The organism is Corallococcus macrosporus DSM 14697 (assembly GCF_002305895.1).
Classification (GTDB): Bacteria; Myxococcota; Myxococcia; order Myxococcales; family Myxococcaceae; genus Myxococcus; species Myxococcus macrosporus.
The window spans coordinates 241268-264718 of the sequence record NZ_CP022203.1 but is presented as its reverse complement, the minus strand read 5'-3'; the positions used below and the strand labels follow the sequence as shown (position 1 = coordinate 264718).

The 23451-nt window shown below is 73.0% G+C and carries 17 protein-coding genes; 8 read left to right on the top strand and 9 right to left on the bottom strand.

Features of this window, described 5'->3' with window-relative positions:
- Positions 1–55: 55 nt before the first annotated feature.
- Positions 56–2443, bottom strand: coding sequence for a lytic transglycosylase domain-containing protein (locus tag MYMAC_RS01120; protein WP_095956708.1), 2388 nt, complete (start codon positions 2441–2443; stop codon positions 56–58).
- 379 nt (positions 2444–2822) lie between these two features.
- On the opposite strand from MYMAC_RS01120, the gene MYMAC_RS36560 reads away from it, so the two are divergent.
- Positions 2823–3506: a hypothetical protein gene (locus MYMAC_RS36560; protein WP_157757419.1), complete on the top strand. Its 684-nt coding sequence runs from the start codon at positions 2823–2825 to the stop codon at positions 3504–3506.
- Between the two features lie 69 nt (positions 3507–3575).
- Here the strand turns inward: MYMAC_RS36560 and MYMAC_RS01105 are convergent, their stop codons facing one another.
- The 3 genes from MYMAC_RS01105 to popC all read right to left on the bottom strand — a co-directional run bounded on the left by MYMAC_RS01105 (position 3576) and on the right by popC (position 7467).
- Positions 3576–4595, bottom strand: a complete 1020-nt coding sequence (locus MYMAC_RS01105) for a M91 family zinc metallopeptidase (protein ID WP_239989265.1) — start codon at positions 4593–4595, stop codon at positions 3576–3578.
- A 973-nt stretch (positions 4596–5568) separates the two neighbouring features.
- Positions 5569–5985 (bottom strand): PopC secretion inhibitor PopD, encoded by a 417-nt coding sequence (gene popD / locus MYMAC_RS01100; RefSeq protein WP_239989264.1) that lies wholly within the window; start codon positions 5983–5985, stop codon positions 5569–5571.
- Between the two features lie 63 nt (positions 5986–6048).
- Entirely contained in the window at positions 6049–7467 is a 1419-nt protein-coding gene (gene popC, locus MYMAC_RS01095; RefSeq protein WP_013936624.1) for a subtilisin-like protease PopC, read from the bottom strand.
- 646 nt (positions 7468–8113) lie between these two features.
- Between popC and MYMAC_RS01090 the strand changes: the two genes are divergently transcribed.
- Together MYMAC_RS01090 and MYMAC_RS01085 are read left to right on the top strand one after the other, a co-directional pair.
- A complete protein-coding gene (locus MYMAC_RS01090; protein ID WP_013936625.1) occupies positions 8114–8920 on the top strand; it encodes a prolipoprotein diacylglyceryl transferase in 807 nt (268 codons plus the stop codon).
- Between the two features lie 107 nt (positions 8921–9027).
- Positions 9028–9606: a class I SAM-dependent methyltransferase gene (locus MYMAC_RS01085; protein WP_095956705.1), complete on the top strand. Its 579-nt coding sequence runs from the start codon at positions 9028–9030 to the stop codon at positions 9604–9606.
- A 19-nt stretch (positions 9607–9625) separates the two neighbouring features.
- Here the strand turns inward: MYMAC_RS01085 and MYMAC_RS01080 are convergent, their stop codons facing one another.
- Entirely contained in the window at positions 9626–10591 is a 966-nt protein-coding gene (locus MYMAC_RS01080; protein WP_095956704.1) for a sigma-70 family RNA polymerase sigma factor, read from the bottom strand.
- 3 nt (positions 10592–10594) lie between these two features.
- Entirely contained in the window at positions 10595–11890 is a 1296-nt protein-coding gene (locus MYMAC_RS01075) for a phytoene desaturase family protein (protein WP_095956703.1), read from the bottom strand.
- A gap of 301 nt (positions 11891–12191) precedes the next feature.
- Here MYMAC_RS01075 and MYMAC_RS01070 point away from each other — a divergent pair, with 301 nt between their 5' ends.
- Positions 12192–13136, top strand: coding sequence for an alpha/beta fold hydrolase (locus MYMAC_RS01070; protein WP_095956702.1), 945 nt, complete (start codon positions 12192–12194; stop codon positions 13134–13136).
- Between the two features lie 24 nt (positions 13137–13160).
- Here the strand turns inward: MYMAC_RS01070 and MYMAC_RS01065 are convergent, their stop codons facing one another.
- On the bottom strand, positions 13161–13586 hold the full coding sequence (locus tag MYMAC_RS01065; RefSeq protein WP_239989263.1) for a DMT family transporter: 426 nt from the start codon (positions 13584–13586) through the stop codon (positions 13161–13163).
- 13 nt (positions 13587–13599) lie between these two features.
- A complete protein-coding gene (locus MYMAC_RS01060; RefSeq protein ID WP_095956701.1) occupies positions 13600–13881 on the bottom strand; it encodes a rhodanese-like domain-containing protein in 282 nt (93 codons plus the stop codon).
- A gap of 85 nt (positions 13882–13966) precedes the next feature.
- On the opposite strand from MYMAC_RS01060, the gene MYMAC_RS01055 reads away from it, so the two are divergent.
- Complete coding sequence (locus tag MYMAC_RS01055; protein ID WP_013936632.1) at positions 13967–14482, top strand: GreA/GreB family elongation factor; 516 nt, start codon at positions 13967–13969, stop codon at positions 14480–14482.
- Positions 14483–14552: 70 nt separating this feature from the next.
- Positions 14553–17072 carry an ATP-binding protein gene (locus MYMAC_RS01050; RefSeq protein WP_239989262.1) on the top strand — a complete coding sequence of 840 codons (2520 nt, stop codon included), beginning with the start codon at positions 14553–14555 and terminating at the stop codon, positions 17070–17072.
- A 4-nt stretch (positions 17073–17076) separates the two neighbouring features.
- Here MYMAC_RS01050 and MYMAC_RS01045 read toward each other — a convergent pair whose 3' ends face one another.
- Entirely contained in the window at positions 17077–18801 is a 1725-nt protein-coding gene (locus MYMAC_RS01045) for a sensor histidine kinase (RefSeq protein ID WP_239989261.1), read from the bottom strand.
- A gap of 232 nt (positions 18802–19033) precedes the next feature.
- Here MYMAC_RS01045 and MYMAC_RS01040 point away from each other — a divergent pair, with 232 nt between their 5' ends.
- Both MYMAC_RS01040 and MYMAC_RS01035 read left to right on the top strand, forming a co-directional pair.
- A complete protein-coding gene (locus MYMAC_RS01040; protein WP_204817311.1) occupies positions 19034–21892 on the top strand; it encodes a PAS domain S-box protein in 2859 nt (952 codons plus the stop codon).
- 114 nt (positions 21893–22006) lie between these two features.
- Positions 22007–23443, top strand: coding sequence for a vWA domain-containing protein (locus MYMAC_RS01035; RefSeq protein ID WP_095956697.1), 1437 nt, complete (start codon positions 22007–22009; stop codon positions 23441–23443).
- Positions 23444–23451 lie beyond the last annotated feature (8 nt).

Here is a 23451-nt window from a genome sequence, read left to right as displayed (position 1 = left end):
CGCGGGCGGCATGGCCTTTCGTGCCGCCCGCGGAGCCCGCGTGGACGCCCCTGGCTCACCGCCGGCTGGCGTCGCTGAGGCGCAAGTCCCGCAGCACCGCCGGCTCGTCCGCGTAGAGCAGCTTGTAGGCGCTGTAGCTGCCCAGCACCTTCTTCACGTACCCGCGCGTCTCCTCGAAGCCGATGTGCTCCACCCACTCGTCGAGCTCCGCGTCGGGCAGCGCGTGCCGCCAGCGCTCCACCGCGCGAGGCCCCGCGTTGTAGGCCGCCACCGCGTAGGCCACGTTGCCGCCGAAGTGCTTGAGGAGCTGGCCCAGGTACGCCGCGCCCAGCCGGATGTTGGTGTGCGGCTGGAGCAGCGCCGCTTCGCCCGGCGCCGGCATGTCCAGCGAGTCCGCCACCTGCCGCGCCGTGGCCGGCATCAACTGCGCCAGGCCCAGCGCCCCCGTGGCGGAGCGCGCGCGGGCGTTGAAGCGGCTCTCCTCGCGGATGAGCCCCTGGAGCAGGTCCGGGTCCACGCGGTGGGCCCGGGCGTAGCGGGCAATGGCGCGGCGGTAGGCCAGCGGCCAGGTGGCCTCCCAGATGGGACGGGAGGCGGCGCTCAGCGGGCCGTGCACCTCTTGCTTCAGGGACGTGCGCGCCACCTGCCGGGCGGCCCGGTGGTAGCCGGTGCGCTTGAGCGTCTGGTACAGCAGCCGCGCCGGGGCCTCCGGCAGCGCGCGCGCGTCCACGGCGAGGAGCTCCGCCGCCGCGCCGGGCAGCCCCAGGCGCATCAGCTCCACGCCCGCGATGAAGCGCGCGTCCTTCGCCAGCGCGCCGGGCGGCAGCGGCCAGATTTCCTCGGACTCGCCCACCGCCTCCACCGCCGGGGCCTCCTCGCGGCCGGAGCCGCCCGTGCCTTCCATGGCCTCGGGGGGAGCGGGCTTGGGATACAGCTTCGCCACGCGCTCCGGGGAGAGCAGCGCGAGCCGGGAGCGGGCCAGCATCCCGTACCAGGCCGCGGGGCGCTCGGCGGCGATGTGCGCGTAGGCGTCCAGCGCTGCCTCCGCGGAGGCGCCGGTCTCCTGCACGCGCGCGCGCCAGTACCGCGCGCGCCACAGCGCCTCGTCCGTGCGCGCCGCCTCGGGCAGGTTCTCCACCGCCGTCAGCGCGGCCAGGGCCGCGGGGCCATTGGCCTTGCGCGAGTGCAGCCAGAAGGCGCGGAAGAGTGACTCCGACGCGAAGTTCCCCGCCGGGTAGCGGCGCGCCGCCTCCTCGTAGCGCGCGAGCGCGGTGTCCACGTCGCCCAGGCGCTGGAGAATCCACGCCTCGAAGAAGAGCGCGTCATCCGCGTAGCCATGCTCCGGATAGTCCCGGGCCAGCGTGGCATACGTGCCAACGGCCGCCTTCGGGTCCACCACCGACTGGGAGTAGCCCAGGATGTAGAGCGCCTGCGGCCGCTGCTCCGACGCGGTGCACCCCGCTACCATGGGCGCCAGCACGTCGATGGCCCGGCGGTGCTTGCGCTCCTTGCGCAGGGCCCGGCCGTAGGTGAGGTGCGCCCGGCAGGCCAGCTCGTCGGGCAGCGCCACGTGCGGCAGCACCTTGTCCAGCAGCGCCATGCCCGCGTAGTTGCGGTGCAGCTCCACCAGCGCCTCGGCGCGGCGCACCCGCCACTTCAGGGGCAGCGGCAGGCCCTTCAGCCGCTGCTCGGCGCGCCTCGCCTCGCGCGACAGCGGGCTGGTGGCCCACACCTCCAGCAGCGCCCGGTGCTCCGCGTTGTACTGGCCCTGCGCGCGCGCCAAATCGCAGATGGCCAGCAGCGCCTTCATCCGGAGCGCGTCCGGGCCTCGGGACTGGCGGCTGTCGATGAGTTCCTGGAGCGCCGTCAGCGCGCCCGGGATGTTCCCCCGCCGCTGGAGCACCCGCGACAGGCTGAAGCGCGCCTCCGGGTACAGCGGCGAGCCCGGGCTCACGCCGCGGTAATGCGCCGCGGCCGTGTCCAGCTTGCGCAGCCGCTCGTAGGCCTGGGCGGCGCGCAGCAGGCTGTGGTCGCGCAGCGCGGCGTAGTCCACCGCCAGCGCCGCGAACTCCTCCGCCGCCACCGCGTGGTTGCGGGCCCTCAGCGCGCTCTGCGCCATGAGGAAGCGGACCTGCGGCGTGGAGGGCTCCTGTGCCAGCAGCTTCCGCGCCTTCGCGTAGCGCCCGCGCCGGAACTCCCACCAGGCCTTCGCCAGGGGGCCTTCGGCGAAGTACGGCGCGAGCTGCTCCGGCCCGAAGGACGCGGAGGACAGGTCGCCGTCGGAGGGCTGCGCCACGGGCGAGTCGAGCAGCGCCTCCAACTGGTCCTCGGAGAGCACCTCGCCGGGCTCTTCCTCCAAAGGCGCCTGCGCCCAGGAAGGACCTGCTCCCAGCATGCCCGCGCACGCCAGGAACACCACGGCACCTGCTCGAAGTCCGTCCATGACTGCCCTCATTGTGAAACCAGGGGCGGCAATGCATCGGCACTCGGTGTGCGATTGGGACGGGGCCCTCACGGGACTTTCCGCGCGCCCGTCATCCAGCGGATACAGCGCGGCGCGCGGTGCGGGGCCGGATGCACGAAATCCAACGGCGCCAACACGCACGCACGTAGGCCCGCCTGCGGGCAGGTGGCGGGAGGCACCACCCGGCCACCACGGGCCACGGCGCCTCGCGGGCACGCCTCTCTTGGAGCCGGAGAATCCAGCACCATGGATTCTATTGCAACCCTGTTGCGCAACCGCATTGCGCGTGAGATAGGGCCGGATGCGCCGAAGCCATCTGGGTGCTTCGTGCCATTTCACCCAAGTGCCGGGAACCGTAATGCATCCTCGACCTCTTCGACTGGCCCTCCTGGCCGCGACGGCGATCTTCCTCGCCGCCTGCGGCTCCGACGACTCCGACCCCAACGACACCATTGAGTGCGGAGGCCATGGGGACCTCCATGGCGACCACTGCCACTGTGACGACGGGTATGTCGCGGACGGCCTCACCTGCGTCGTGGCCGAGGAGCCCGTCGAGGAATGTGGCGGCCACGGGCACCTGCATGACGACCACTGCCACTGTGACGAGGGCTACACCGAGCAGGACGGCACCTGCGTCGTCGCCGAGGAGCCCACGCTGGACTGCGGCGAGCACGGCCACTCGCACGGCGACCACTGTCACTGTGACGAGGGTTACGTCGAGGAGAACGGCACGTGTGTCGCCCAGGCGCCGGTGCTGGACTGCGGCGAGCACGGCCACTCGCACGGCGACCACTGCCACTGCGACGAGGGCTACGCGGAGGAGAACGGCACCTGCGTGCCCGCCGAGTGCGGCGGCCATGGGCACCTGGAGGGTGACGCGTGCCACTGCGACACGGGCTACGTGGCGGAGGGCGACACCTGCGTGCCCGAGACGCCGGAGCTGGACTGCGGCGAGCACGGCCACTCGCACGGCGACCACTGCCACTGCGACACGGGCTACGTCGAGCAGGACGGCACCTGCGTCCCCGCGCCCGTGCCGTGAGCCCTCGCGCTTGAAGCAGACACGGGCCCTCGTCTGGGATGACGAGGGCCCGTGTCATTCTGGCGCTGCTCAGCGCTCCAGGTCGTTGAGAATGGTGCCGACGGGCGTGGGCTGGCCGGTCATCCGCTGGAAGAAGGTCCGGTTGTCCGAGCCCGCGTCGAACATGCTCAGGTTCTGGGTGTTGCTGTTGTTGCCGGGGCGCATGCCCGAGTAGTTGTCGCGCAGCGGCAGGCCGTGCTCGGCGCGAATCAGGTTCTCGTTGGGCGCCCAGCCCGTGCGCGTGTGCGGCGTGGGGCGCAGGCCCACCGTCTCGAACTCCTCGGTGAGGCGCAGGCGGTCGTCGACCGTCTGCTTCATGTCGCCGGTGAACTGCGGCTGCTGGTGGAAGACGGGCGCGTCCGCGTGCTTGCTGGCCGCCAGGGGGCTGACCTGGAGTCCGTTGGACGCGCGCCAGGCGTGGACCGACTCGTGGCCCAGGCTGTTGAAGCGCGGCCCAGCGCCCTGCTCGTTGTACGTGATGTTGCTGGGCCGGCCCGCGCTGGGCTGACCGTCGAAGCGGTACGCCGGGCGCGTCGAGGCGAACGTGCCGTCGTTGCGGGGCGCGTGCGCGTTGGGCAAGCCACCGTTGAGCTCGGCGTTGCGGCCCGAGTAGATGTCCGCCACCGTCACCGGGTTGCGCAGGCTGCCCGCCGCGCCGGGGTTCACCGCCTGCGTGCGGCCATCCAGCTCCGTCATCATCCGGCGGCCGTTGGGCTGGGACGTGAGCTGGTGCGTGGAGTTGCGCGTGTCACGGGTGAAGTCCGCGAAGTCCGCGCCGGACTGGCCGTTGTCACGGCGCGTGCGGATGCCCTGCAGGTCCGGGTGCACCACGCCGTAGTCCGCGCGCAGGAGGTTGTCCCTGCCCGTCTGCAGCTCGCCAGGCGTGGGGCGCGGCGCGCTGGGCTTCGCCGAGGCTTCCGTCTTCGGCGTCTTGTCCGCCTGCTGCGTCTTGCGGGTGTCCACCTTCGGCGGCGCGCTGTTGGAGCGGGGGCGCGAGGACGAGGAGGAAGAAGAAGGCATGGAGAAGGACGGCCTGGAGCGGAGCTTCATGGGGAGCCTCGGGAGCGGGAGGTAGGCGACTCCCTGACACCAGAGCAGCTCCCGTGCCTATCGCAGCGCGTCAGAAGCCGCGACAAAGAGTCCGTGATTTCAGTGGGTTGCACCTATCCCTGAGAGGACGGGGGACAGGCAGCCCGGTGACGCCGCTCACCGGCTGGTGACTGGCGTCACCGGTCACCACCACGGCTGCGTCTGCCGGCGGATCCGCTCCACGCGGCGCCGGACGCTGCGGTGGCCCGAGGCCAGGCAGCCACACCGCCTGCCGGCCACGCAGCGCGCCGCGACGCTGGCGTGTGGGCCCGCCTTGGGCGCGCTGGAGGTCGCTGGCGGGCGGGACACCCGGGGGGAGCGCCTGCGGCGGCAGCGGCGGCACGAGCTTCCCGGCTTCCAGGCCGTCATCGCGCCACCTCCGAGTGAGAGGGGGTGCACGCACCGCGTGAGGGTTTCGTCTCCAGTTGCATGGGTGGACTCCGGGGGCTCGCGTCCGAGGAACCGCGAAAGGCAACCTTCATGCCTTTCAACGAACAGACGCAGGTCCCTGGTTTTGCTGGCGGCGCGGGGACGGCATGGGGACGAATGGACTGTGCGCGTGTGCAATGGACGTCACACCGCGCGACGCGGGTGCCAGCGAGCCACGGCGACACGCGAAGACAGTCACGCCTCACGCCGTCGTCAGACGCACAACCTCACACGCGCTGCCCGAGGCGCCGTCCAATGACTGACGTCACCATTCGACTCGCGGGCGACTGGCGGGATGGCGGGGTAATCGCGAGATTCCAAGCTATTCAGGAAGAAGCAGCGAGGTCGTCGGTTCTCAGTGGCGAAAACGCAGACCCGAACGCATCTTCAGGAAAGGCAGGAACAAGGCCTTTTCCAAGTCGGTGGCGGCAGGGCCACCGGGGCAGCCCTCCTCGGACAGGGAGGGAGTCCCAGACCAGGGGCGCGAGGCGAGGGGCGCCCACCGCTAGATGAGGTCGAGGGGCATCATGGTGCCCGCCTCGAACTCCGGGGCGCGCTGGAGCTGGTCCAGCACGCGCGGCGCGCAGCGCAGGTGGAGCATGGGCATGGAGCCCGGCTCGCTCACCGAGCGCACCGCGCCCAGGAGATGGTGGGCCTCCAGCCAGCGCATGAGGCTTTGGTGGAAGCGCGCGCTTTCGGCCAGGCCGGCCTGGTGCACCTCCGCGCGTGAGCGGACGGGCGGACGTTGAGACGCGCGCCCACGCGACACCGCCGCGGGCTCCTCGCGGGGCATCACCGTCACGTCAATCCAGTCCGGCTGCGTGTCCGCACCCGCGGCGCCCGGCAAGGGGCGCACGCGCGCGGACAGGCCTGGCCCGCCGCCGACCCGGACGTCCCCCCATTCGCCATTCTTCCTGCCCATGGCCCTCATCCTCTCCCGGGTCCGGCGCTCGGATGGCGCCGACCCCGGCTTCAACCACCACCGTCACCTGAATACGGCCAGGCCCTTGCCTGTCTTGTGCGTCCCCGACCGAGGGAGCTTCACCGCATTCGACAGGATCAAATCCCTCACCTCGAGCGCCGTCAAGTCAGGGGCACGGCAACGGTACAGCGCTGCGATACCCGCTACATAAGGCGCGGCCATGCTCGTGCCACTCATTCGCTCGTAGAACGCCTGGTTGTTACAACGGCGCTCCGTGCTGGAATAGACATTCACGCCATAACCCATGATGTCCGGCACGACGCGCCTACCCACGGTGCCGCTCGCGGAGAATGTGGCCACGTTACGCTCGAAGTCGACCGCGCCGACAGCCAGTGATTCCGGAAAGGCGGCTGGATAACCAACCGTGTCAGGTCCACTGTTGCCTGCCGCCACAACAGGCAGGACATTGCTGTCGAGCAGGCGACGAATCATCGTCTGCAGGGCGCGCAGGTTGAGGTTGTAGTCCGCCTCCGAGATGCCCGGCGGCGGCATCAGCGGGAAGCCGAGCGACAGGTTGACCACCGCGGGCCGCGTGGAGTTCTCCGGGCGGCTGAACTGGTGCAGCAGCCACTCCATGCCCGCGGCCACGCGGCCCAGGCTGGTGCGGATGGTCTCCGATTCGATGACGGACGCGACGTAGAGGTCCACCTCCGGGGCGACGCCGTGGTGCACACCCGCGGCGATGCCGCACACGTGCGTCCCGTGGCCGTCCGGGTCGAAGCCGCGGATGTCACGCGCCGGGTTGTGCGGCGAGTTGGGGAAGAGGGAGACGTAGCGGAACTGGATGACGCGCGCGGCGTGCTCGGGGTGGTCCGCGTCCACGCCGGTGTCGAGGATGCCCAGCATCACGCCGGCGCCGCGGATGCCCTGGGCGTGGGCCAGGGGGACGCCGGACTCGTCGGGCCACTCGCGCTCGGCCAGCGAGGACATGCCCCGGTTGCGCGGTCCCGGTTGTCCGGCCGACACCGGGCCGGGGAAGGACAGCGGGACGACGTCGGGGATGAACTCGAAGTCGCGCTCCAGCTCGCCGCGGGCCTCCTTCTCCGTGTGCGCTTCGTAGAAGTGGGCCATGGTGGCGCCGATGAGCGGCATGTACCGGTAGCTGCCCGGCTCCGCGCCCGTCTGCTCCGCCACCGTCGCGCCCGGCATGGGCGGCGTGGAGGAGTCCGCGCCGCGCGTGCCGGCGCGCGCGCCCTTGCCCTTGCGGCGGCGCTCCTCCTGTCCGCTGACGGGCGGCCGCGCGCCGGGCAGCGTGGCCGAGCGCAGGCCGAGCGCGGACAGCGTGTCCGGCGCCCGGTTCGCCACCGTGAAGCGCAGCGCCGTGGTGCGCGACAGCACGCGCTCGCCCTGCTCCGTGCCGCGAGGCCCCACGCGCGCCTGCGTCTCGATGGACTCCTTTGGAACCAACAGGTAGGACTTCATGGGTTGTGTGCTCCTTGAACCACCGTGCTACGCCGGACGCGTGAGGCGAGGTCGTCCAGCATCAGTTCAGCGCCCGCCGCGTGCGGAGCCTCGCGCGTGCGGCAGGGGCGAAGGGGGCGCGCGCGTGGCCGCGCGCCTCCGACAAGGGCGGCCCGCCAGCGCGACCTCCGCGCCGCGTGCCCGTGGCGACGTCCCCCCGGGACCTCCGGCCCGGCGGGTGGAAGGGGTTGCCCGGGCCAGGGGTGGCGTGGCCAGGAGCGCGCGCACGTCCGCATCGCGCGCCTTCGCGCGCCCGGCCCGACGTGACAGTCTGCTCGCGGCGTCATGCCTGTCCCCCTTTCCTCCAGAGCGGCCCTGTGTTCCCCGTTCGATTGGACAGGGAGGGCCTGACAAAAAACCACGGATTTCCCGTAGTACACGCACGAATGGATTAATTCGGTTCTAACTGGCCTTGCGCGAACGTCCGGAAGTGGGAGTGATTCCCTCCCGGGTACGAGCGAGGTGCCCGGAGGCACACAGGAGCGGTGTCCTCCACCCGACCCAGGGAAAGACGAGGCCGGGAAAGACTCCGTTCCGACAATTGTTCGCCCACATCCCTCCGCCCGGATTAAGGGTGGGACGTTCGCTTCTCCTGGAGCCGCCTGACGTGATTCCCTACTGGCAAGCCCCCTCGATTGAGCTGGGGCCCCTCAAAATCGAGCCCTTTGGCATCTTCGTCGCGGTGGGCATCCTGCTGGCCGCCCGGCTGCTTGGCCGCAACGCCGAGCGCGAAGGCCTGAACCCGGACCCGCTCGCCGACTTCGCGCCCTGGGGCGTGGGCGTGGGCGTCGTGGTGGGCCACTGGGTGCACCTGTTCTTCTACCACCCGGAGGAGCTGTCCAAGAGCCCGTTCCAGATTCTGAAGGTCTGGGATGGCCTGTCCTCGTTCGGCGGCCTGCTGGGCGGCATCCTCGCCGCCGTCGTGTTCTTCAAGGTGCGCAAGCTGCGCTTCTCCGACTACGCGGACGCGTTCGCCCTGGGCGTGGCGCCGGGCTGGGCGGTGGCGCGGCTGGGCTGCTTCGCCGTGCATGACCACCCGGGCGTGCCCACCGACTTCTTCCTGGCGGTGGCCTTCCCCGGCGGCCCCCGGCATGACCTGGGCATGTACGACGCCATGGCGCTCTTCGCCATCAGCGGCGTGCTGTACGCGCTGCGCAACGCGGGGAAGCTGAAGCGGCGGCTGCTGCCGCTGCTGGCGGTGCTGTACTCGGTGTGCCGCTTCCTCTTCGACTTCCTGCGCGCCACGGACATGTCCTACGTGGATGCCCGCTACTTCGGGCTGACGCCGGCGCAGTACGGCTGCATCGCGCTGGCGCTCTACGGCGTGTGGGGCCTGCTCCGCCGCCAAGAGCCGGGCACGGCCGCCTCGCCGCCGTCGGCGCCGAAGAGCCAGGGGACGGTGGGCGCGCGGTAGCGGCGGCGCCCGCCGCCGCGCTTCGTGGCAGCATGGCGTCATCAACGGCCCGGGGCTCGGCGCAGGCGCGGCGGGCTAGCGGGCCGTTCGCTTCGGGGGGATACCGCATGAAGGCACTCGCATACGACGCGGTCATGGCGCCCCTGGGCTGGCTGGGCCTCACCGCCGCCCGGCGCAAGCTGGTGCGCGGCTTGTCCGGCCACGTGCTGGAGGTGGGCACCGGCACCGGCCTGGCGCTGCCCGGCTACCCGGACACCGTCACCGCCGTCACCGCCATCGACGTGGATGACGCGGCGCTCGCGCGCGCCCAGCGGCGACGCCCCGGCGCGCGGATGCTGTGCGCCAACGTGGAGGACCTGCCCTTCCCCGCCGCGTCCTTCGACGCCGTGGTGTCCAGCCTCGTGTTCTGCAGCGTGGAGGCGCCGGCGCGGGCGCTGGCGGAAATCTTCCGCGTGCTGCGCCCCGGCGGCGCGCTGCACATGCTGGAGCACGTGCGCGCGCCGTCTCCCGCGCTGGCCACGGTGCAGGACCTGCTCACCCCGGCGTGGATGCGGGTGACGGGCGGATGCCGGTTGGACCGGGACACCTTCGACCTGGTGCGGCGCGCGGGCTTCGACGTGGAGCGGCGCGTGCAGCGGCTCCACGGCGTGAGCGAGCTTATCATCGCCCGGCGCCCGGCGAGCTGACGCGCGGGCCAGCGCGGGCTCAGGCGGGCACGGGCATGCGCAGCCCGGCGAGCTTGCGGTCCGTGAGGATGGAGTGAACCTGGGAGATGCGGCCGTCCGCGTCCAGGTCCACACGAACCACCAGTTGGGTGCTCAACCGCGGGTCTCGCCGCGATGGCGGAAACACGGACACCACCGCGGGCAGGCCGTTGAGCATCCGCAGCTCCGCGGCGGAGGGCGGCCCGCGCATCTCCATCAACCGCCGGTAGAGCAGCAGCACGCGCTCCACTCCCCACACCGGCACGCGCGCGGCGCGGTACTGGCCGCCGCCATCCGACAGCGCGCACACGTCACTGGCGAGCAGCGCCTCCGCCGCCGCCACATCGCCCGTCAACAGCGCGCCCAGGAAGCCCTCCAGCGCGGCGCGGGAGCGCGCCTGGAGCTCCCGCGTCGGCAGGCAGCGCGCCCCGTCATACGCCGCCATCGCCGCCCGCGCGCGGTGGTGCACCACCTTCACGTTGGGCTCGCTCATGCGCAGCGCCTCGGCCACCTCGCGCACCGAGTAGTCGAACACGTCGCGCAGCAGCAGCACCGCCCGCTGCTTGGGAGACAGCGCCTCCAGCGCGAGCAGGAAGGCGAAGGAGACGCTCTCCAGCAGCGCGTAGCGGCCCTCCGTGGAGCCCCCACCCGGCAGCCGCGCCTCCACGCCCGGCGGTGGCAGCTCCTCCTCGCCCGTGTCCACCGGCGAGGGCAGCCAGGGCCCCACGTAGCCCTCGCGTTTGCGCCGCCGCAGCAAGTCTCTTGCCAGGTTCACCGCCACCCGCGTCAGCCAGGGCCGCAGTTCGTCCGTGCGCGCGGGCGGCGAGGCCAGGGCGCGCGCGAAGGTCTCCTGCACCAGGTCCTCCGCGTCCGCCGCCACGCCCGTCATGCGGTAGCAGAGCCCCCACAGGAAGCGCTCGTGCGCGTGCACGGCCTGCGTCAGTCCCTCCCGCGCGGCGTGGCCCATGCGTCAGCGCCCCGCCGCCCGGCGTGCCACCGCCCGCGGGCCCGCGACGAGCGCGCGCGCCGCCGCCTCCGCGCTGGCGAAGGCGCCCTCCGCGAGCTGCCCCTCCGGCCCCACCCAGTCGCCCACGCGGTACAGCCCGCGCACGTGTGGCACCTCCACGGAGGGCCGCCCGCCCAGGCCTCCCGTCTCCGCCGTCGGCAGCCAGTTCGACACCAGCAGCGAGGGCCGGTAGCGGCGCGCCACCACGAACGTCCGCCAGCCGGGTTGCAGCGCGTCCATCACGTCCTCCAGGCGGGCCTCGCTCGCCTCCGGCCCGCGGCCGCCCAGGTATTGCATCACATGCACCATGGCCCCGCCTTCCGGCGCCAGCCTCGCCACCGCGGAGTGCACCGAGGCATACCAGGGGCCGTCGGTGCCCAGCGCGAACAGCGCGTCCGGACGGGGCAGCCGGGACAGCCCCAGCTCCAGCGTGGCGGCCTTCACCGGCACGGCCCGCGCCGCGTCACGCGCCAGCGCCGCGTCACCGGGCAGCAGCTCCGCGAGCGCGCCCGGCCCGCCCGCCACCACCACCGCGTCCGCCGCGAGCTCCGTCCCATCCGCGAGCCGCACGCCCCGGACCCGGGCGCCCGTCTCCTCCAGCAGGACGGCGCCCACCCGCGAGGCGCACGCCAGCGCCGCGCCCGCCTCCCGCGCGCGGGCCTCCAGCGCGGAGACGAGCGTGCTCCACCCGCCGTCCACGTAGAGCACGTCCGGCCTCGCCTGGAGCAGCGTCAGCGCGGCCTGGGCGCTCATCGCGTCCGCGTCCGCGCAGTAGGTCGTCACCCGCGTCAGCGCCAGGAGGATGGCGCGCGCGTCCTCGTTCGACAGGTGCCGCGCCACCCAGTCCCGCAGGGTGACGTTGGCCAGCGGCGCCAGGTCCACGCGGCCCAGGCCCGCGAGCAGCTTCGCCAGCTCCAGCTTCCCCGCCAGGCCCAGGGCATCCGTCGTCAACATGGAGACCAGCCCGCGCGGCATCGTCTGCAGCCGCCCACGGCTCAGCAGGTACGAGCCCGCGCCCGGCATGCCCCCTGGAGGCTTCACGCCCAGCGCCCCCAGCACGCGCATCCCCGTGCCGCCCTGGTACAGCGCATGCGGCCCGAGGTTGAAGCGGAAGCCCTCCACGTCCGACGTCTGCCCCCGGCCGCCCAGGTGCTTCGAGCGCTCATGCAGCGTCACCGCGCAGCCGCCCCGCGCCAGCAGCGCCGCCGCCGCCAGGCCGCCCAGTCCTCCGCCAATGACCGCCACCCGAGGTGCCTTCATGTGCCGTCCTCCACCCAAAGGGCCCGGTGGAATTCCGGGCCTCCAGCGGCACCACGAAGGCGGGGGCCAGAAGGTTACGCGGGCACGCGGTGCACGTTCCGTGACACACGCTCCGCCGTCGCGAGAACCTTCCGTCCCAGGTGCGTTTCTGGGCGGGTTCCGGCTGACTCTCCGCTCTGAAAAGCGGGTGCGTGACAACCCCGGGAGTCACTTCGGGCGAAGCAATGTCAGAGGTAGCCGTAGACTCCTCAAGCAACCCACCGGCGGACTCCCCCGCCGGAGCGCCCCGAGGCATTCACGCATGAGAAAGCTCCTCGCCGCCCTGCTCGCTCTTCCCGTCCTCGCCGCCTGTGGCCCCGCGCCGGAGTCCGACTCGAATGACACGCAGCCGGCGCCCGAGGGGGCCCAGGTCGGCACCACCGAGCAGGAGCTGTTCGGCACGCCCCGTGAGCGCTCCGTCCGCCTGCGCACGGGCGTGACGCTGCGCTACGTGGAGCAGGGCCTGCCGTTGGGCCCGGCGGTGGTGTTCCTCCACGGCTACACGGACTCCCACCACACGTGGGATTTGAACCTGCGCACCTTCCCGCGCAACTACCACGTCTACGTGCTGGACCAGCGCGGCCACGGGGATTCGACGCGGCCGGCGTGCTGCTACACGCAGCAGTCCTTCGCCGCGGACGTGGATGCCTTCCTGGAGGCGGTGGGGGAGCGCAGCGCCATCCTCGTGGGCCACTCCATGGGCAGCTTCATCGCGCAGCAGGTGGCGCTGGATTATCCGCGGCGCGTGAAGGGCCTGGTGCTGGCCGGCTCGGCGCCCACCGTCGCCGGCAACCCGGTGGCGCTGGAGGTGAAGTCCATCGTGGACACGTACGAGGGCGCGGTGGACCCGGAGTTCATCCGCGCGTTCCAGGAGAGCACCTTCGTGCGCCCCGTCCCGGCGTCGTACATCGACCGGCTCGTCTCCGAGAGCAGCAAGGTCCCCGCCCGCGTGTGGCAGGACGCGATGGACGGGATGCTCGCGGAGGACCACTCGGCGCGGCTGGACCGCATCCGCGTGCCGGTGCTCGTCATCGGCGGTGACCAGGACGGCTTCTTCCCCGTCGCCGACCAGCAGGCGCTGGTGGACGCCCTGCCGGACGCCGAGTTCAAGCTGTACCCGGACACCGGCCACGCGCCCCACGCGGAGCGGCCGCGGCGCTTCAACCAGGACGTGCACCGCTTCCTGCGCGAGGTGACGCGCTGGTAGCACGCCCCCCGGTGCCCGGCGCGCTCAGGTGCCGGGCACCGGCCCCGGAGCACCGCCCCCCGCGGGCGGCGCTGGCGAGGCGCGGGGCACGTCGGCGCGCGCCAGCATCACCGCCGCCCCGAGGATGAGCACCCCGCCCAGCACCTGGCGCGGGGTGAGCCGCTCGTCCAGGAAGAGCGCGCCCAGCACCACCGCCGTCAGCGGCTCCAGGTTGGACACCAGCGACGTGTTCACCGTGCCGATGCGCTGGATGCCCACGAAGAAGAGCAGCACCGCGGCCACCGTGGCCACCAGCGCCAGCCCCACCACCGCGGCCCAGCCCATGACGGAGCCCGGGAAGGCGGGCCCGCACACCAGCATGGCCACGCCGAAGGAGCAGCCCGCCGAGCCCAGGATGACGGTGCTGGAGGCCAGCGGGCGAACCCTGCTCCAACCGGGCGCCGGTGTCACCTGCCGCTGGTGGCTACCAGTTCTTCACGGACTTGAGGTCGAAGACGTCCGGGAAGCCGTTGGCGCGCAGAAGCTGGGCGGCCTGGGCGCTGCGGCCACCGGCGGCGCAGTACACCACCACGGGCGTGCCGGGCGGGCCCACCTCGGCGATGCGTTGGGGGAGCTCCTGCACGGGGATGTTCCGGGCGGGCTCCGGGTGCCCTTCCTGGAATTCCTGCGGCGTGCGCACATCCAGCAGCACCGCCCCGCCGGCGACGAGCTGCCGGGCCTTCTCCGAGAGTTCCTGGGGTGTCATGCCCCCACTCTAAGCCCGGGCGGGCGGGGGTGCCGGGCCGAAAACTGGAGGTGTCCGCCATGGACGCTACAGTCCTGTACCACCCATGCCACTCGACAAGCATGCACTCCTGGGCCAGCTCGCGGACCGCCTCCAGCAGAGCGACCGGCTGGCCCACCGCGCCGAGGCGGAGGCCCGCGAGGCGGCCCGCAGCCTGGCCACGGAGTCCGAGAAGAAGGAAGACGGCCGGGCCGCGCTGGAGTTCGGCAGCCTCGCCACCGGCCAGGCCCAGCGGGCCCGCCGGGTCCAGGAGGAGCTCCAGGCGCTGACGAAGTTCGGCCAGGCGGAGTTCCCCCGCTTCCCCCGGCAGGGGCCGGTGGGGCTGGGCGCCATCGTGGACGTCAGCACCGAGGACGAGGACGGCTTCTCCGAGAGGACCTTCTTCGTCCTGCCGGCGGGCGCGGGCACCGAGCTGACGGGCCCGGGCGGGGACGGCTTCCTGTCCGTCATCACCCCCGCCTCTCCCGTGGGACGCGCCCTCATGGGCCGTAAGGCAGGCGACACGGTGGAGGTGACGCTCGCGGGCGAGGTCCGTGAGTGGACGGTGCTCGAGGTCGCGTGATGTCGAGCCCAAGACGAAAGCCCAGGGGGCACTAGCACCCATGGCGCCCGCCGCGCGTGAATCCGCAAAGATGTCTTCTTCGCCTTCACCGCAAATCCTGGCGCCCGCTCCGCCGCCCTCACCGCTGCCGCTCACCTGGCCCGCGGCCGTCGTGGGGCTGATGTTCGGCGTGCTGATGACGTACGTGCCGTACGAGTTCCGGGTGGCCTCCTTCCGGCCGCTCTACCCGTACGTGCGCGTGCTGGGCCTCACGTACCTGACGGGCAGCATCCTGCTCATGGGCGCGCTGCTGTACCCGCGCGCGCCGCGCTGGCTGGACGTCACGGGGCGCGTGCTGCTGGGCGCGGCCGTGGCGCTGTACTGGTGGGTGCTCAACGTCCTGCCGGGCAGCTTCACGGGCATCATCCTCTACCCGGTGCTCTTCGGCGGCGTGGTGCTGGAGGCGTGGCCCGCCATGCGCCAGCGGCCCGTGCTGCGCACCTTCGCGGCGCTCACCGGCGCGGCGTTCGGCGTGGCCATGCTGCTGGTGCCCGAGCGCTTCCCGCTGTCCGTCTACGCGCACCTGGCTCCGCTGCGGCCCCTGGTGGGCGTGCTCTTCGCCGTCTGCGGCGCGGGCATGCTGCTGCCCTCCCACCGGCTGCACCGCCGGCTGCCGGCCCTCTTCATGGGCGTGCTGGCGGTGCCCTTCGCCCTGCTGGCCTACGCGCTGGGCCGCGGCACGTCCTGGCTGGGCGCCAGCGTGTACGCGGTGCTGACGCTGGCCTGCGTGGCGCAGGCGCTGGACTGGCGCCCGCGCGCGCCGCGCACCGTGGGGTGGAAGCTGCTGCGCGGGCTGGCCTTCGCGGGGCTGGTGCCGCTGCTGGCGCTGGGCGGCCTGGCGGCGTACCTGGCGCAGAACGCCATTGAACAGCAGGTGCGCGACGACACGCAGCGCGCCGCCGCGGGCGAGGCCGACTTCCTGCGGCGCTACCTGGACGACGCGGGCGAGTCCCTGGCGCTGATGTTGGAGTCTCCCGGCTTCCGCGCCGCCTTCGCCGCGGCCTCGCCCCAGCGGCTGGAGCCCTACCTGGTGAACCTGGCGGCCCAGGCGCGCGCCTTCGACGCGGCGCTCGCGGTGGACACCCAGGGCCACATCCTGGCCGCGTCCCCCGGCGTGGCGGGGTGGGACTTGAAGCCGCGAGACTTCCTGCCCGCGGCCTTCACCCGTGGCGCGGAGGTGTCCCCGCCCTTCATCCGCCCGCCGGGCCAGCCGCTGGTCGCGGTGACGCAGCCCTTCCGCGAGGACGGCGAGGTGCGGGGCATGCTGGTGGGCCTCCTGTCCCTGGAGCGCCTGAGCCAGGCCACCACGCCGGCGTCGCGGCGCTTCCGCGTGCAGGTGCTGGACCGGCGCGGCCTCAAGGTGCTGCGCGACACCTCACCCGGCGCGCCCCTGCTGGGCGAGGCGCACCTGCCGGCAGCGCTCAACCAGGAGCTGCGGCGTCCCGGCATCGGCGTGCTGGAGGCCTTCGACGCGGCCGACCGCCGCATGCTCGCCGCCGAGGCCCCCGTGGAGGGCACGGAGTGGAGCGTGCTGGTGACGCAGGAGCTGGTGGTGGCCTACGCGGCGATTACACGCATGAGCGCCGCGGTGGTGGGGCTGGTGCTGCTGGGCGTCCTCATGGCCCTGCTGCTGTCGCAGCTCGTGGCCCGCGACGTCATCCGCCGCCTGGACCACCTGCGCGCCGCCACCGCCGCGCTGGCGGCGGGGGACTGGGCGCAGCGCGTGGAGGTGGAGGAGGACGACGAGCTGGGCGAGCTGGCCCGCGGCTTCAACGAGATGGCGGCCCGCACGGGCGCCACCCAGACGGAGCTGAAGGAGGCGGTGCGCGCGCGCGAGGAGTTCCTCAGCGTGGCCAGCCACGAGCTGCGCACGCCGCTCACCCCGCTCAAGGGCTTCGCCGCGCTCACCCTCCAGCGGCTGGAGAGGGGCGGCGACTTCCCGGAGCGCGAGCGGCTGCTCAAGGCGCTGCGCTCCATGGCCCGGCAGACGGAGCGGCTGACGCGGCTGGTGGACGACCTGCTGGACACCGCCCGCATCCAGGGCGGGCGGCTGGAGCTGGAGCGCCAGCGCCTGGACCTGGTGCCGCTCTTGCGCGAGGTGATGGAGCGCTTCGAGCTGCGCACCGAGTCCGGCGTCACCTTCGCGCTGGAGGTGCCGGGCCACCCCGTGGAGGGGGACTGGGACGCGCTGCGCCTGGAGCAGGTGCTCACCAACCTGGTCAGCAACGCCGTGCGCTACTCCCCCCACGGCGGCGCGGTGCGCCTGTCGCTGGAGGCGGGGGAGGAGCAGGTGCTGCTGCGCGTGCGGGACGAGGGCATCGGCATCCCGCCGGAGAACGTGGCGGACCTGTTCCGGCCCTTCGCCCGCGCGTCCAACGCGCAGGCGCGCCACTACGGCGGGCTGGGGCTGGGCCTCTTCATCTGCCGCGAAATCGTGGAGCGCCACGGCGGCACCATCTGGGCGGAGAGCCCCGGGCCCCAGCGCGGCAGCAGCTTCCACGTCCGGCTGCCCCGCGGCGCCGCGCCCGCGAGGCCGGCGAGCGCGGCCTGAAGCGTCAGGACGTGGACGGCTCCGGCGCGCCGTGCGCCGTCAGCCACTCCTCGGGGATGTCGCCGCGCGGCAGCTCCAGGACGAAGACGGAGCCCTGCCCCGGCTCGCTGGTGGCGCGCACCGTGCCGCCGAAGGCCTCCACGATTTGCCGGGTGATGTAGAGCCCCAGGCCCAGGCCACCGTAGTGCCTGTCACTCACCGCGCGCTCGAAGCGCTCGAAGATGCGCGGCAGGTCCTCCGCGGAGATGCCGATGCCGCCGTCGCGCACGGTGAGCCGCGCGGTGAGCCCCTCCGCCTCCACCGCCACCCGCACCGGGTGGCCCGCGCCGTACTTCAGCGCGTTGGACAGCAGGTTGGTCACCACCTGCTCCAGCCGCAGCCGGTCCCACCGGCCCATGACGGGCACCGGCGCGTGCAGCTCCAGCTCGCACTGGAGCTGCGAGGCGGACGGCGCGAAGCGGTAGAGGATTTCCGCGGCCACGCTGGCCAGGTCCATCTCCTCCACCTCCAGCTTCAGGCGGCCCGCGGTGATGCGCGACACGTCCAGCAGGTTGTCCACCAGGCTCGTCAGCTTGCGCACCTGGCGCTGCACCACCTCCAGCGTCTCCGACACGCGCTCGGCGGACACCGGCTGGTGGTGCGCCGCCATCCCGTCCACCTGCTTCTGGAGGAGCTGCACCTTGAGGTGCAGCGGCGTCAGCGGCGTCTTCAGCTCGTGGCTGGCGATGCCCAGGAACTCGTCGCGCAGGCGCACCGCCTCGCGCGCCTCCTGGAGGAGCCGCGCGTTGTCCACGGAGAGCGCGGTGCGGCGGGCCACCTCCTCCGCCAGCCGCGCCTCCTCCCCGGTGAAGTCCCGGGCCTCGTCCGCGCGGAAGAGGGCCAGCGCGCCGATGACGCGCTCGCGCGCCACCAGCGGCACGCCCAGGTAGCAACGCAGGCCCAGGCCGCGCAGCATCCGCGCGTGCTCCGCGTCCCGCGCGGCGGCCTCCAGGTGGGCCTCCGTCACCCGCAGCCGCTCCGGCTGGCCGGCGCCGAACAGCGGCAGCACCCGCTCGGGCGGCAGCGGGTAGCGGCGCAGCAGCTCCTGGAGCAGCGCGTGGCGCTCCGGCTCGGTGTGCAGCGCCGTCACCGGCCGCGGCGGCTCGCCGGGCAGGCCCAGGTACAGCACCGCCGCGTCCGCCAGCGCGGGCACCAGCAGGCGCAGCAGCCGGGGCGCCGCCTCCTCGTCGAACGCGGCGCCAAGCAACGCGCCCGCCTCCGCCAGCAGCCGCGCGGAGTCCACCGCGTCCAGCGCCGGGGACGCGGCCACCTCGCACGCGCGCAGCAGCGCGCCGGCCGTCAGCCCCGCCTGGTGCTCCAGCGGCACCGCGGAGGCCCGCAGCACCACGTGCGTCCCGTCCGGCCGGCGCACCCGCCAGCGGGACTCCGCCACCCACTCGCCCGTGAGCGCGCGCGCCAGGGGCGGCACCTCCACCGACATGGACGCGTCCTCGGCACGCATCCACACACAGCCGGGCAGCCAGCCCTGCTCGGCGCGCTCCGGCTGGCTCATGCGGAAGTTGCGCCCAGCCTCCACGTTGAATGCGAGCACACGCCCGGTGACATCCACCAGCACGAGCGCCTCGCTCGCCTGCTCGAGCAGCAACCGGAGGACCCCTTCCTTCAGCAGGGCGTCCGCCTCTTCGGAGTCCAGATGCGTCATCGAAAGCGGGGCGCTTCCAGAGGCCATGAGAGACTTCCCGCAAGCAGAGGCAGCATGGGGACACGCTCGCTTTCTTGGAAGAAAGAGAGTCCCCGTGTTTCCACACAACAACTGAAGGGGCGTAGACCCCATCCCGCGCCAACCAGGGTCATCGAAGCCCCCTTGCCTGCCCGCCTGGAAATCCAGATTCTCTGGCCCTTTGTAGCGCATCCGGGTGACCTTGCGTCCACCCGTGCGGCCACCTTTCTCGAGTTCCATCATGCAGAAGCCGCACTCCACGCCTGACTGGACCTCTCTGGAGCACCGCTACCGGCTGGTCATCGACAGCCTGCGAGAAGTGGTGTTCCAGACAGATTTGGCGGGGACGTGGACCTTCCTCAACCCGGCCTGGACGGACATCACCGGCTTCAGCGTGGAGGAGAGCCTGGGCCGCACCTTCGCGGAGTTCCTCCACCCGGATGACCGGGAGCGGGACCCGGAGCCGCTGCGGAGGCTGTTCGCGGGGGAAGTGGAGTTCGTGCGCCATGAGATGCGCTACCTCACGCGCGACGGGAGCTACCGCTGGGTGGAGGTCTTCGCCCGGCTGATGCACGCCGACGACGGCAGCGTCCTGGGCACGGCGGGCACGCTCAACGACTTCACCGAGCGCAAGGCGGCGGACGGCGCGCTGGCGCGGCGCGAGCGCTACCTCACCGCGCTGGTGGACATGCAGCAGCGGCTGTTGGCCACGCAGGACGGCGGGGACCTCTACGGGCCCGCGCTGTCGCCGCTGGGCCACGCGTCCGGGGCCAGCCGCGTCTACGCGTTCGAGCTGCACCGGGCCCCCGACGGCACCCTGCTGTGCAGCCAGCGGGCGGAGTGGTGCGCGCCCGGCGTGAAGCCGGAAATCGACAACCCGGAGCTGCAGAACCTGCCCATGGCCCCCACGCTGCGGCGCTGGGCGGAGGTGCTGCCGCGGGGTGACGTCATCGAGGGGCTGGTGGAGACCTTCCCTCCGCTGGAGCGGGAGCTCCTGGAGCCGCAGGGCATCCTGTCCCTGCTGGTGCTGCCGCTGCGCGTGCGCGGCGTGCTGACGGGCTTCATCGGCTTCGACAACACGGCGGAGGCGCGGCGGTGGGACCGGCTGGAGGTGGACCTGCTGTCGGCGGCGGCGGGCGCCATCTCCCTGGCGCTGGAGCGGCGTGACTCGGAGCGGGCGCTGCGCGAGCGCGAGCGGCGCTTCCGGCAGTTGGCGGAGAACGCGTCGGACGTCCTCTACATCTACCGGCGCGAGGCCCCGCGCGGCTTCGCCTACGTCAGCCGCGTGGCCCACGCCAAGCTGGGCTACGGGCCGGTGGCGCACTACGCGGACGCGGAGCTGTGGTACCGGCGCGTGCACGAGGAGGACCGCGCGCTGATGGAGCAGCTCCTGGAGGCGCCCGAGCCCTTCCAGGGCGCGCCGGTGGTGGTGCGCTTCCTCCACCCCGACGGGCGCACGCTGTGGCTGGAGCACGTGGTGTCGCCGGTGACGGACACCTCCGGGCGCCTGGTGGCGGTGGAGGGCCTGGCGCGCGACATCACCGAGCGCCGCCAGGCGGAGGAGGCCCTGCGGCTGTCCGAGGCGAGCTTCCGCGCGCTGCTGGAGGGCGTGCCGGACGCGGCGGCCATCGAACGGGACAACCAGATTGTCTACGCCAACGCGGCGCTGGTGGGCACGCTGGGCTTCGAGCGCGCGGACCAGCTCGTGGGCCGGCCGCTCACGGAGTTCGTGCGGGACATGCGCAGCCCGGACGCGGTGCGGGACGGCGCGCTCACCGGGGAGCGGCGGCTGGTGCGCCGCGACGGGCGCACCCGCGTGGCGGAGGTGGTGTCACTGCCCCTGCGCTTCGACGGCCAGCCCGCGGTGGTGTCCATTGCCCGCGACGTGACGGAGCAGCGCCAGCTCCAGGCGCGGCTGACGCTGGCGGACCGGCTGGCGTCGGTGGGCACGCTGGCGGCGGGCATCGCGCACGAAATCAACAACCCGCTGGCCTTCGTGCTGTCCAACCTGGGCTTCCTGTCCGACGAGTTCAACCGCAGCCTGCCGCCCGGGGACGGCGCGGCGGCGCTCCAGGCGCGGCTCAAGGGCGAGCCGGACCTGGGCGAGTGGCAGGAGGTGCTGCACGAGGCGTGCGAGGGCGCCGAGCGCGTGCGGCAGATTGTCCGCCAGCTCAAGACGTTCTCCCGGCCGGACGAGGAGCGCGTGTCGCCGCTGGACGTGCACGCGGTGCTGGAGTCGGTGGCGATGATGGCGGCCAACGAAATCCGCCACCGCGCGCAGCTCCGCCGCGACTACGGCGACATCCCGCCCGTCATGGCGAACGAGGGCAAGCTCAGCCAGGTGTTCCTCAACCTCGTGGTGAACGCGGCGCAGGCGATTCCCGAGGGCGCGGCGCACCGGCACGAAATCCGGCTGGCCACGCGGGTGGACGGCGCCGGGCGCGTGGTGGTGGAGGTGGCGGACACGGGCGTGGGCATCGCGCGCGAGGTGATTGACCGCATCTTCGACCCCTTCTTCACCACCAAGCCGGTGGGCGTGGGCACGGGCTTGGGCCTGTCCATCTGCCACAGCATCATCAGCGGCCTGGGCGGCGACATCACCGTGGACAGCGAGCCGGGGCGGGGCACCCTCTTCCGGGTGGTGCTGCCCACGCCAGAGACGGTGGCGCGCGACACGAACGTGGAGCCGTCCGCGCGCCGGGAGCACCGCGCGCCGCGGGGCCGCGTGCTGGTGGTGGATGACGAGCCCGCGGTGGGCCGGGTGCTGCAGCGCATCCTCCGGGAGCACCACGTGGACGTGGCGTGCAGCGGCCGCCAGGCGCTGGAGCTGCTGGAGCGGGGCCCGGAGCCGGACGCGGTGCTGTGCGACGTGATGATGCCGGACCTGACGGGGCGCGACGTGTACGAGGCCGTGCGGCGCGAGCACGCGGGCCTGGAGCGCCGCTTCGTGTTCGTCTCCGGCGGCGCGTTCACCGTGGGCGCGCGGGACTTCCTGGCCAGCATCCCCAACCTGCTGCTGGAGAAGCCCTTTGATGAAGCCCGCGTCCGCGGCGTGGTGGAGGACCTCGTGCGGCAACGGCAGCCGCCGCCGGGCGCCTGAGCGGGTGGCCCTACGTCGCATCGGACAACGGGGGGACCCTCCTCCCGGTGACCGATGCGGCCCCGGCGCGCTCCAGGCGAGTGTGCCGCCTGGATTCCAACCCCGAGGCCTTGAATGAACCGCACGCTGCTGCTGGTCGCCGCGACTGGAGTGCTCGCCGTGGGTGCCCTCCTGCTGGGCACGCCGCCCGAGCCCCCCGCCCCGCCGCCCCCCGTCGTCACGGACACCAGCCACACGGTGCGGCGCGCGGAGGACCCGCCCGCCACCCGGACGCTGCCGCTGGTGACGTCCCGGCCGGAGGACGGCGCCCTCTCCATGGCGGGCAAGCTGTCCGGCGCGTACGTGCAGACGGGCCCCAGCGAGGCCTTCGCGTGGCTGGAGCTGAAGGCGCGCCCGGCGGAGGCCGGCCAGCGCGTGCCCGTCAACCTGGCGCTGGTGCTGGACCGCTCCGGCTCCATGAACGGCAAGAAGCTGGAGGACGCCCGCCGCGCCGCCGCGGAGCTGGTGCGGCGCCTGACGCCCGAGGACCGGCTGGCCTTCATCGACTACGGCACGGACGTGCGGGTGCAGCCCAGCCGGCGGATGACGGACGAGGCGCGCGCGGAGCTGCTGGCCCTCATCTCCGAGCTGCGGGACGAGGGCAGCACCAACATCAGCGGCGCGCTCGACAGCGCGGCCAGCGCCCTGCGGCCCCACCTGCGCGAGTACCGCGTCAGCCGCGCCATCCTGCTCAGCGACGGCCAGCCCACCACGGGCATCGTGTCCGAGCCGGGCCTGCTGGACCAGGTCGCCCGCCTGCGCCGCGACGGCATCACCGTCAGCGCGCTGGGCGTGGGCCGGGACTACCAGGAGACGCTGATGCGCGGCATGGCCGAGCAGGGCGGCGGCTTCTCCGGCTTCATCGACGACTCGGAGCGGCTGGCGGAGGTCTTCTCCCGCGAGCTGGACCAGGCCACCCGCACCGTGGCGCGCCTGGTGGAGCTGCGGCTGGACGTCCCGCCCGAGGTGCGCCACCTGGAGGTCATGGGCATGGCCTCCTTCCGCGAGGGCAACGTGCTGAAGGTGCCGCTGTACGACATGGCCGGCGCCCAGACGGTGCGCGTGGTGGCGAAGCTGACGCTGGACACCGGCAAGACGTCCGGCACGCTCGCCCTGCTGAACGCCCGGCTGCACTACGTCGACGTGGCCCGCGACCTGCCGGCGGACACGGCGCTGCGGCTCACCGCGGAGGTGACGGGCGACACGGCCCGCGTGCGCGAGCACCTGGACAAGGAGGTGCGGGTCCACGCGGTGCGGGCGTTGGGCACCCAGCAGATGGTGGCCGCCGCGGAGGAGATGAAGCGCGGCAACAAGGTGAAGGCCCGTGGCCTGCTGGACAACGCCCGGGCCATTTTCGGCTCCTCCGCGGAAGCGCTGTCCGGGGAGCTTGCGGACGTGAGCCGCTCCCAGGCAGCCTTGGCCGGAGCCTCCAGCGCGGAGGAGACGCAGGCCGAGTCGCGCAACCTCCTCAAGAAGTCCATCCGGAACTTCGGCCAGAACAATACGTACTAGCCAAGGCG

What these genes read in the sequence shown, in the direction of transcription:
- MYMAC_RS01120 (WP_095956708.1), bottom strand. Translation starts at nt 2,443, where the DNA reads ATGGACGGACTTCGAGCAGGTGCCGTGGTGTTCCTGGCGTGCGCGGGC.
- MYMAC_RS36560 (WP_157757419.1), top strand. Translation starts at nt 2,823, where the DNA reads ATGCATCCTCGACCTCTTCGACTGGCCCTCCTGGCCGCGACGGCGATC.
- MYMAC_RS01105 (WP_239989265.1), bottom strand. Translation starts at nt 4,595, where the DNA reads ATGAAGCTCCGCTCCAGGCCGTCCTTCTCCATGCCTTCTTCTTCCTCC.
- popD (WP_239989264.1), bottom strand. Translation starts at nt 5,985, where the DNA reads ATGGGCAGGAAGAATGGCGAATGGGGGGACGTCCGGGTCGGCGGCGGG.
- popC (WP_013936624.1), bottom strand. Translation starts at nt 7,467, where the DNA reads ATGAAGTCCTACCTGTTGGTTCCAAAGGAGTCCATCGAGACGCAGGCG.
- MYMAC_RS01085 (WP_095956705.1), top strand. Translation starts at nt 9,028, where the DNA reads ATGAAGGCACTCGCATACGACGCGGTCATGGCGCCCCTGGGCTGGCTG.
- MYMAC_RS01080 (WP_095956704.1), bottom strand. Translation starts at nt 10,591, where the DNA reads ATGGGCCACGCCGCGCGGGAGGGACTGACGCAGGCCGTGCACGCGCAC.
- MYMAC_RS01075 (WP_095956703.1), bottom strand. Translation starts at nt 11,890, where the DNA reads ATGAAGGCACCTCGGGTGGCGGTCATTGGCGGAGGACTGGGCGGCCTG.
- MYMAC_RS01070 (WP_095956702.1), top strand. Translation starts at nt 12,192, where the DNA reads ATGAGAAAGCTCCTCGCCGCCCTGCTCGCTCTTCCCGTCCTCGCCGCC.
- MYMAC_RS01060 (WP_095956701.1), bottom strand. Translation starts at nt 13,881, where the DNA reads ATGACACCCCAGGAACTCTCGGAGAAGGCCCGGCAGCTCGTCGCCGGC.
- MYMAC_RS01055 (WP_013936632.1), top strand. Translation starts at nt 13,967, where the DNA reads ATGCCACTCGACAAGCATGCACTCCTGGGCCAGCTCGCGGACCGCCTC.
- MYMAC_RS01050 (WP_239989262.1), top strand. Translation starts at nt 14,553, where the DNA reads ATGTCTTCTTCGCCTTCACCGCAAATCCTGGCGCCCGCTCCGCCGCCC.
- MYMAC_RS01045 (WP_239989261.1), bottom strand. Translation starts at nt 18,801, where the DNA reads ATGGCCTCTGGAAGCGCCCCGCTTTCGATGACGCATCTGGACTCCGAA.
- MYMAC_RS01040 (WP_204817311.1), top strand. Translation starts at nt 19,034, where the DNA reads ATGCAGAAGCCGCACTCCACGCCTGACTGGACCTCTCTGGAGCACCGC.
- MYMAC_RS01035 (WP_095956697.1), top strand. Translation starts at nt 22,007, where the DNA reads ATGAACCGCACGCTGCTGCTGGTCGCCGCGACTGGAGTGCTCGCCGTG.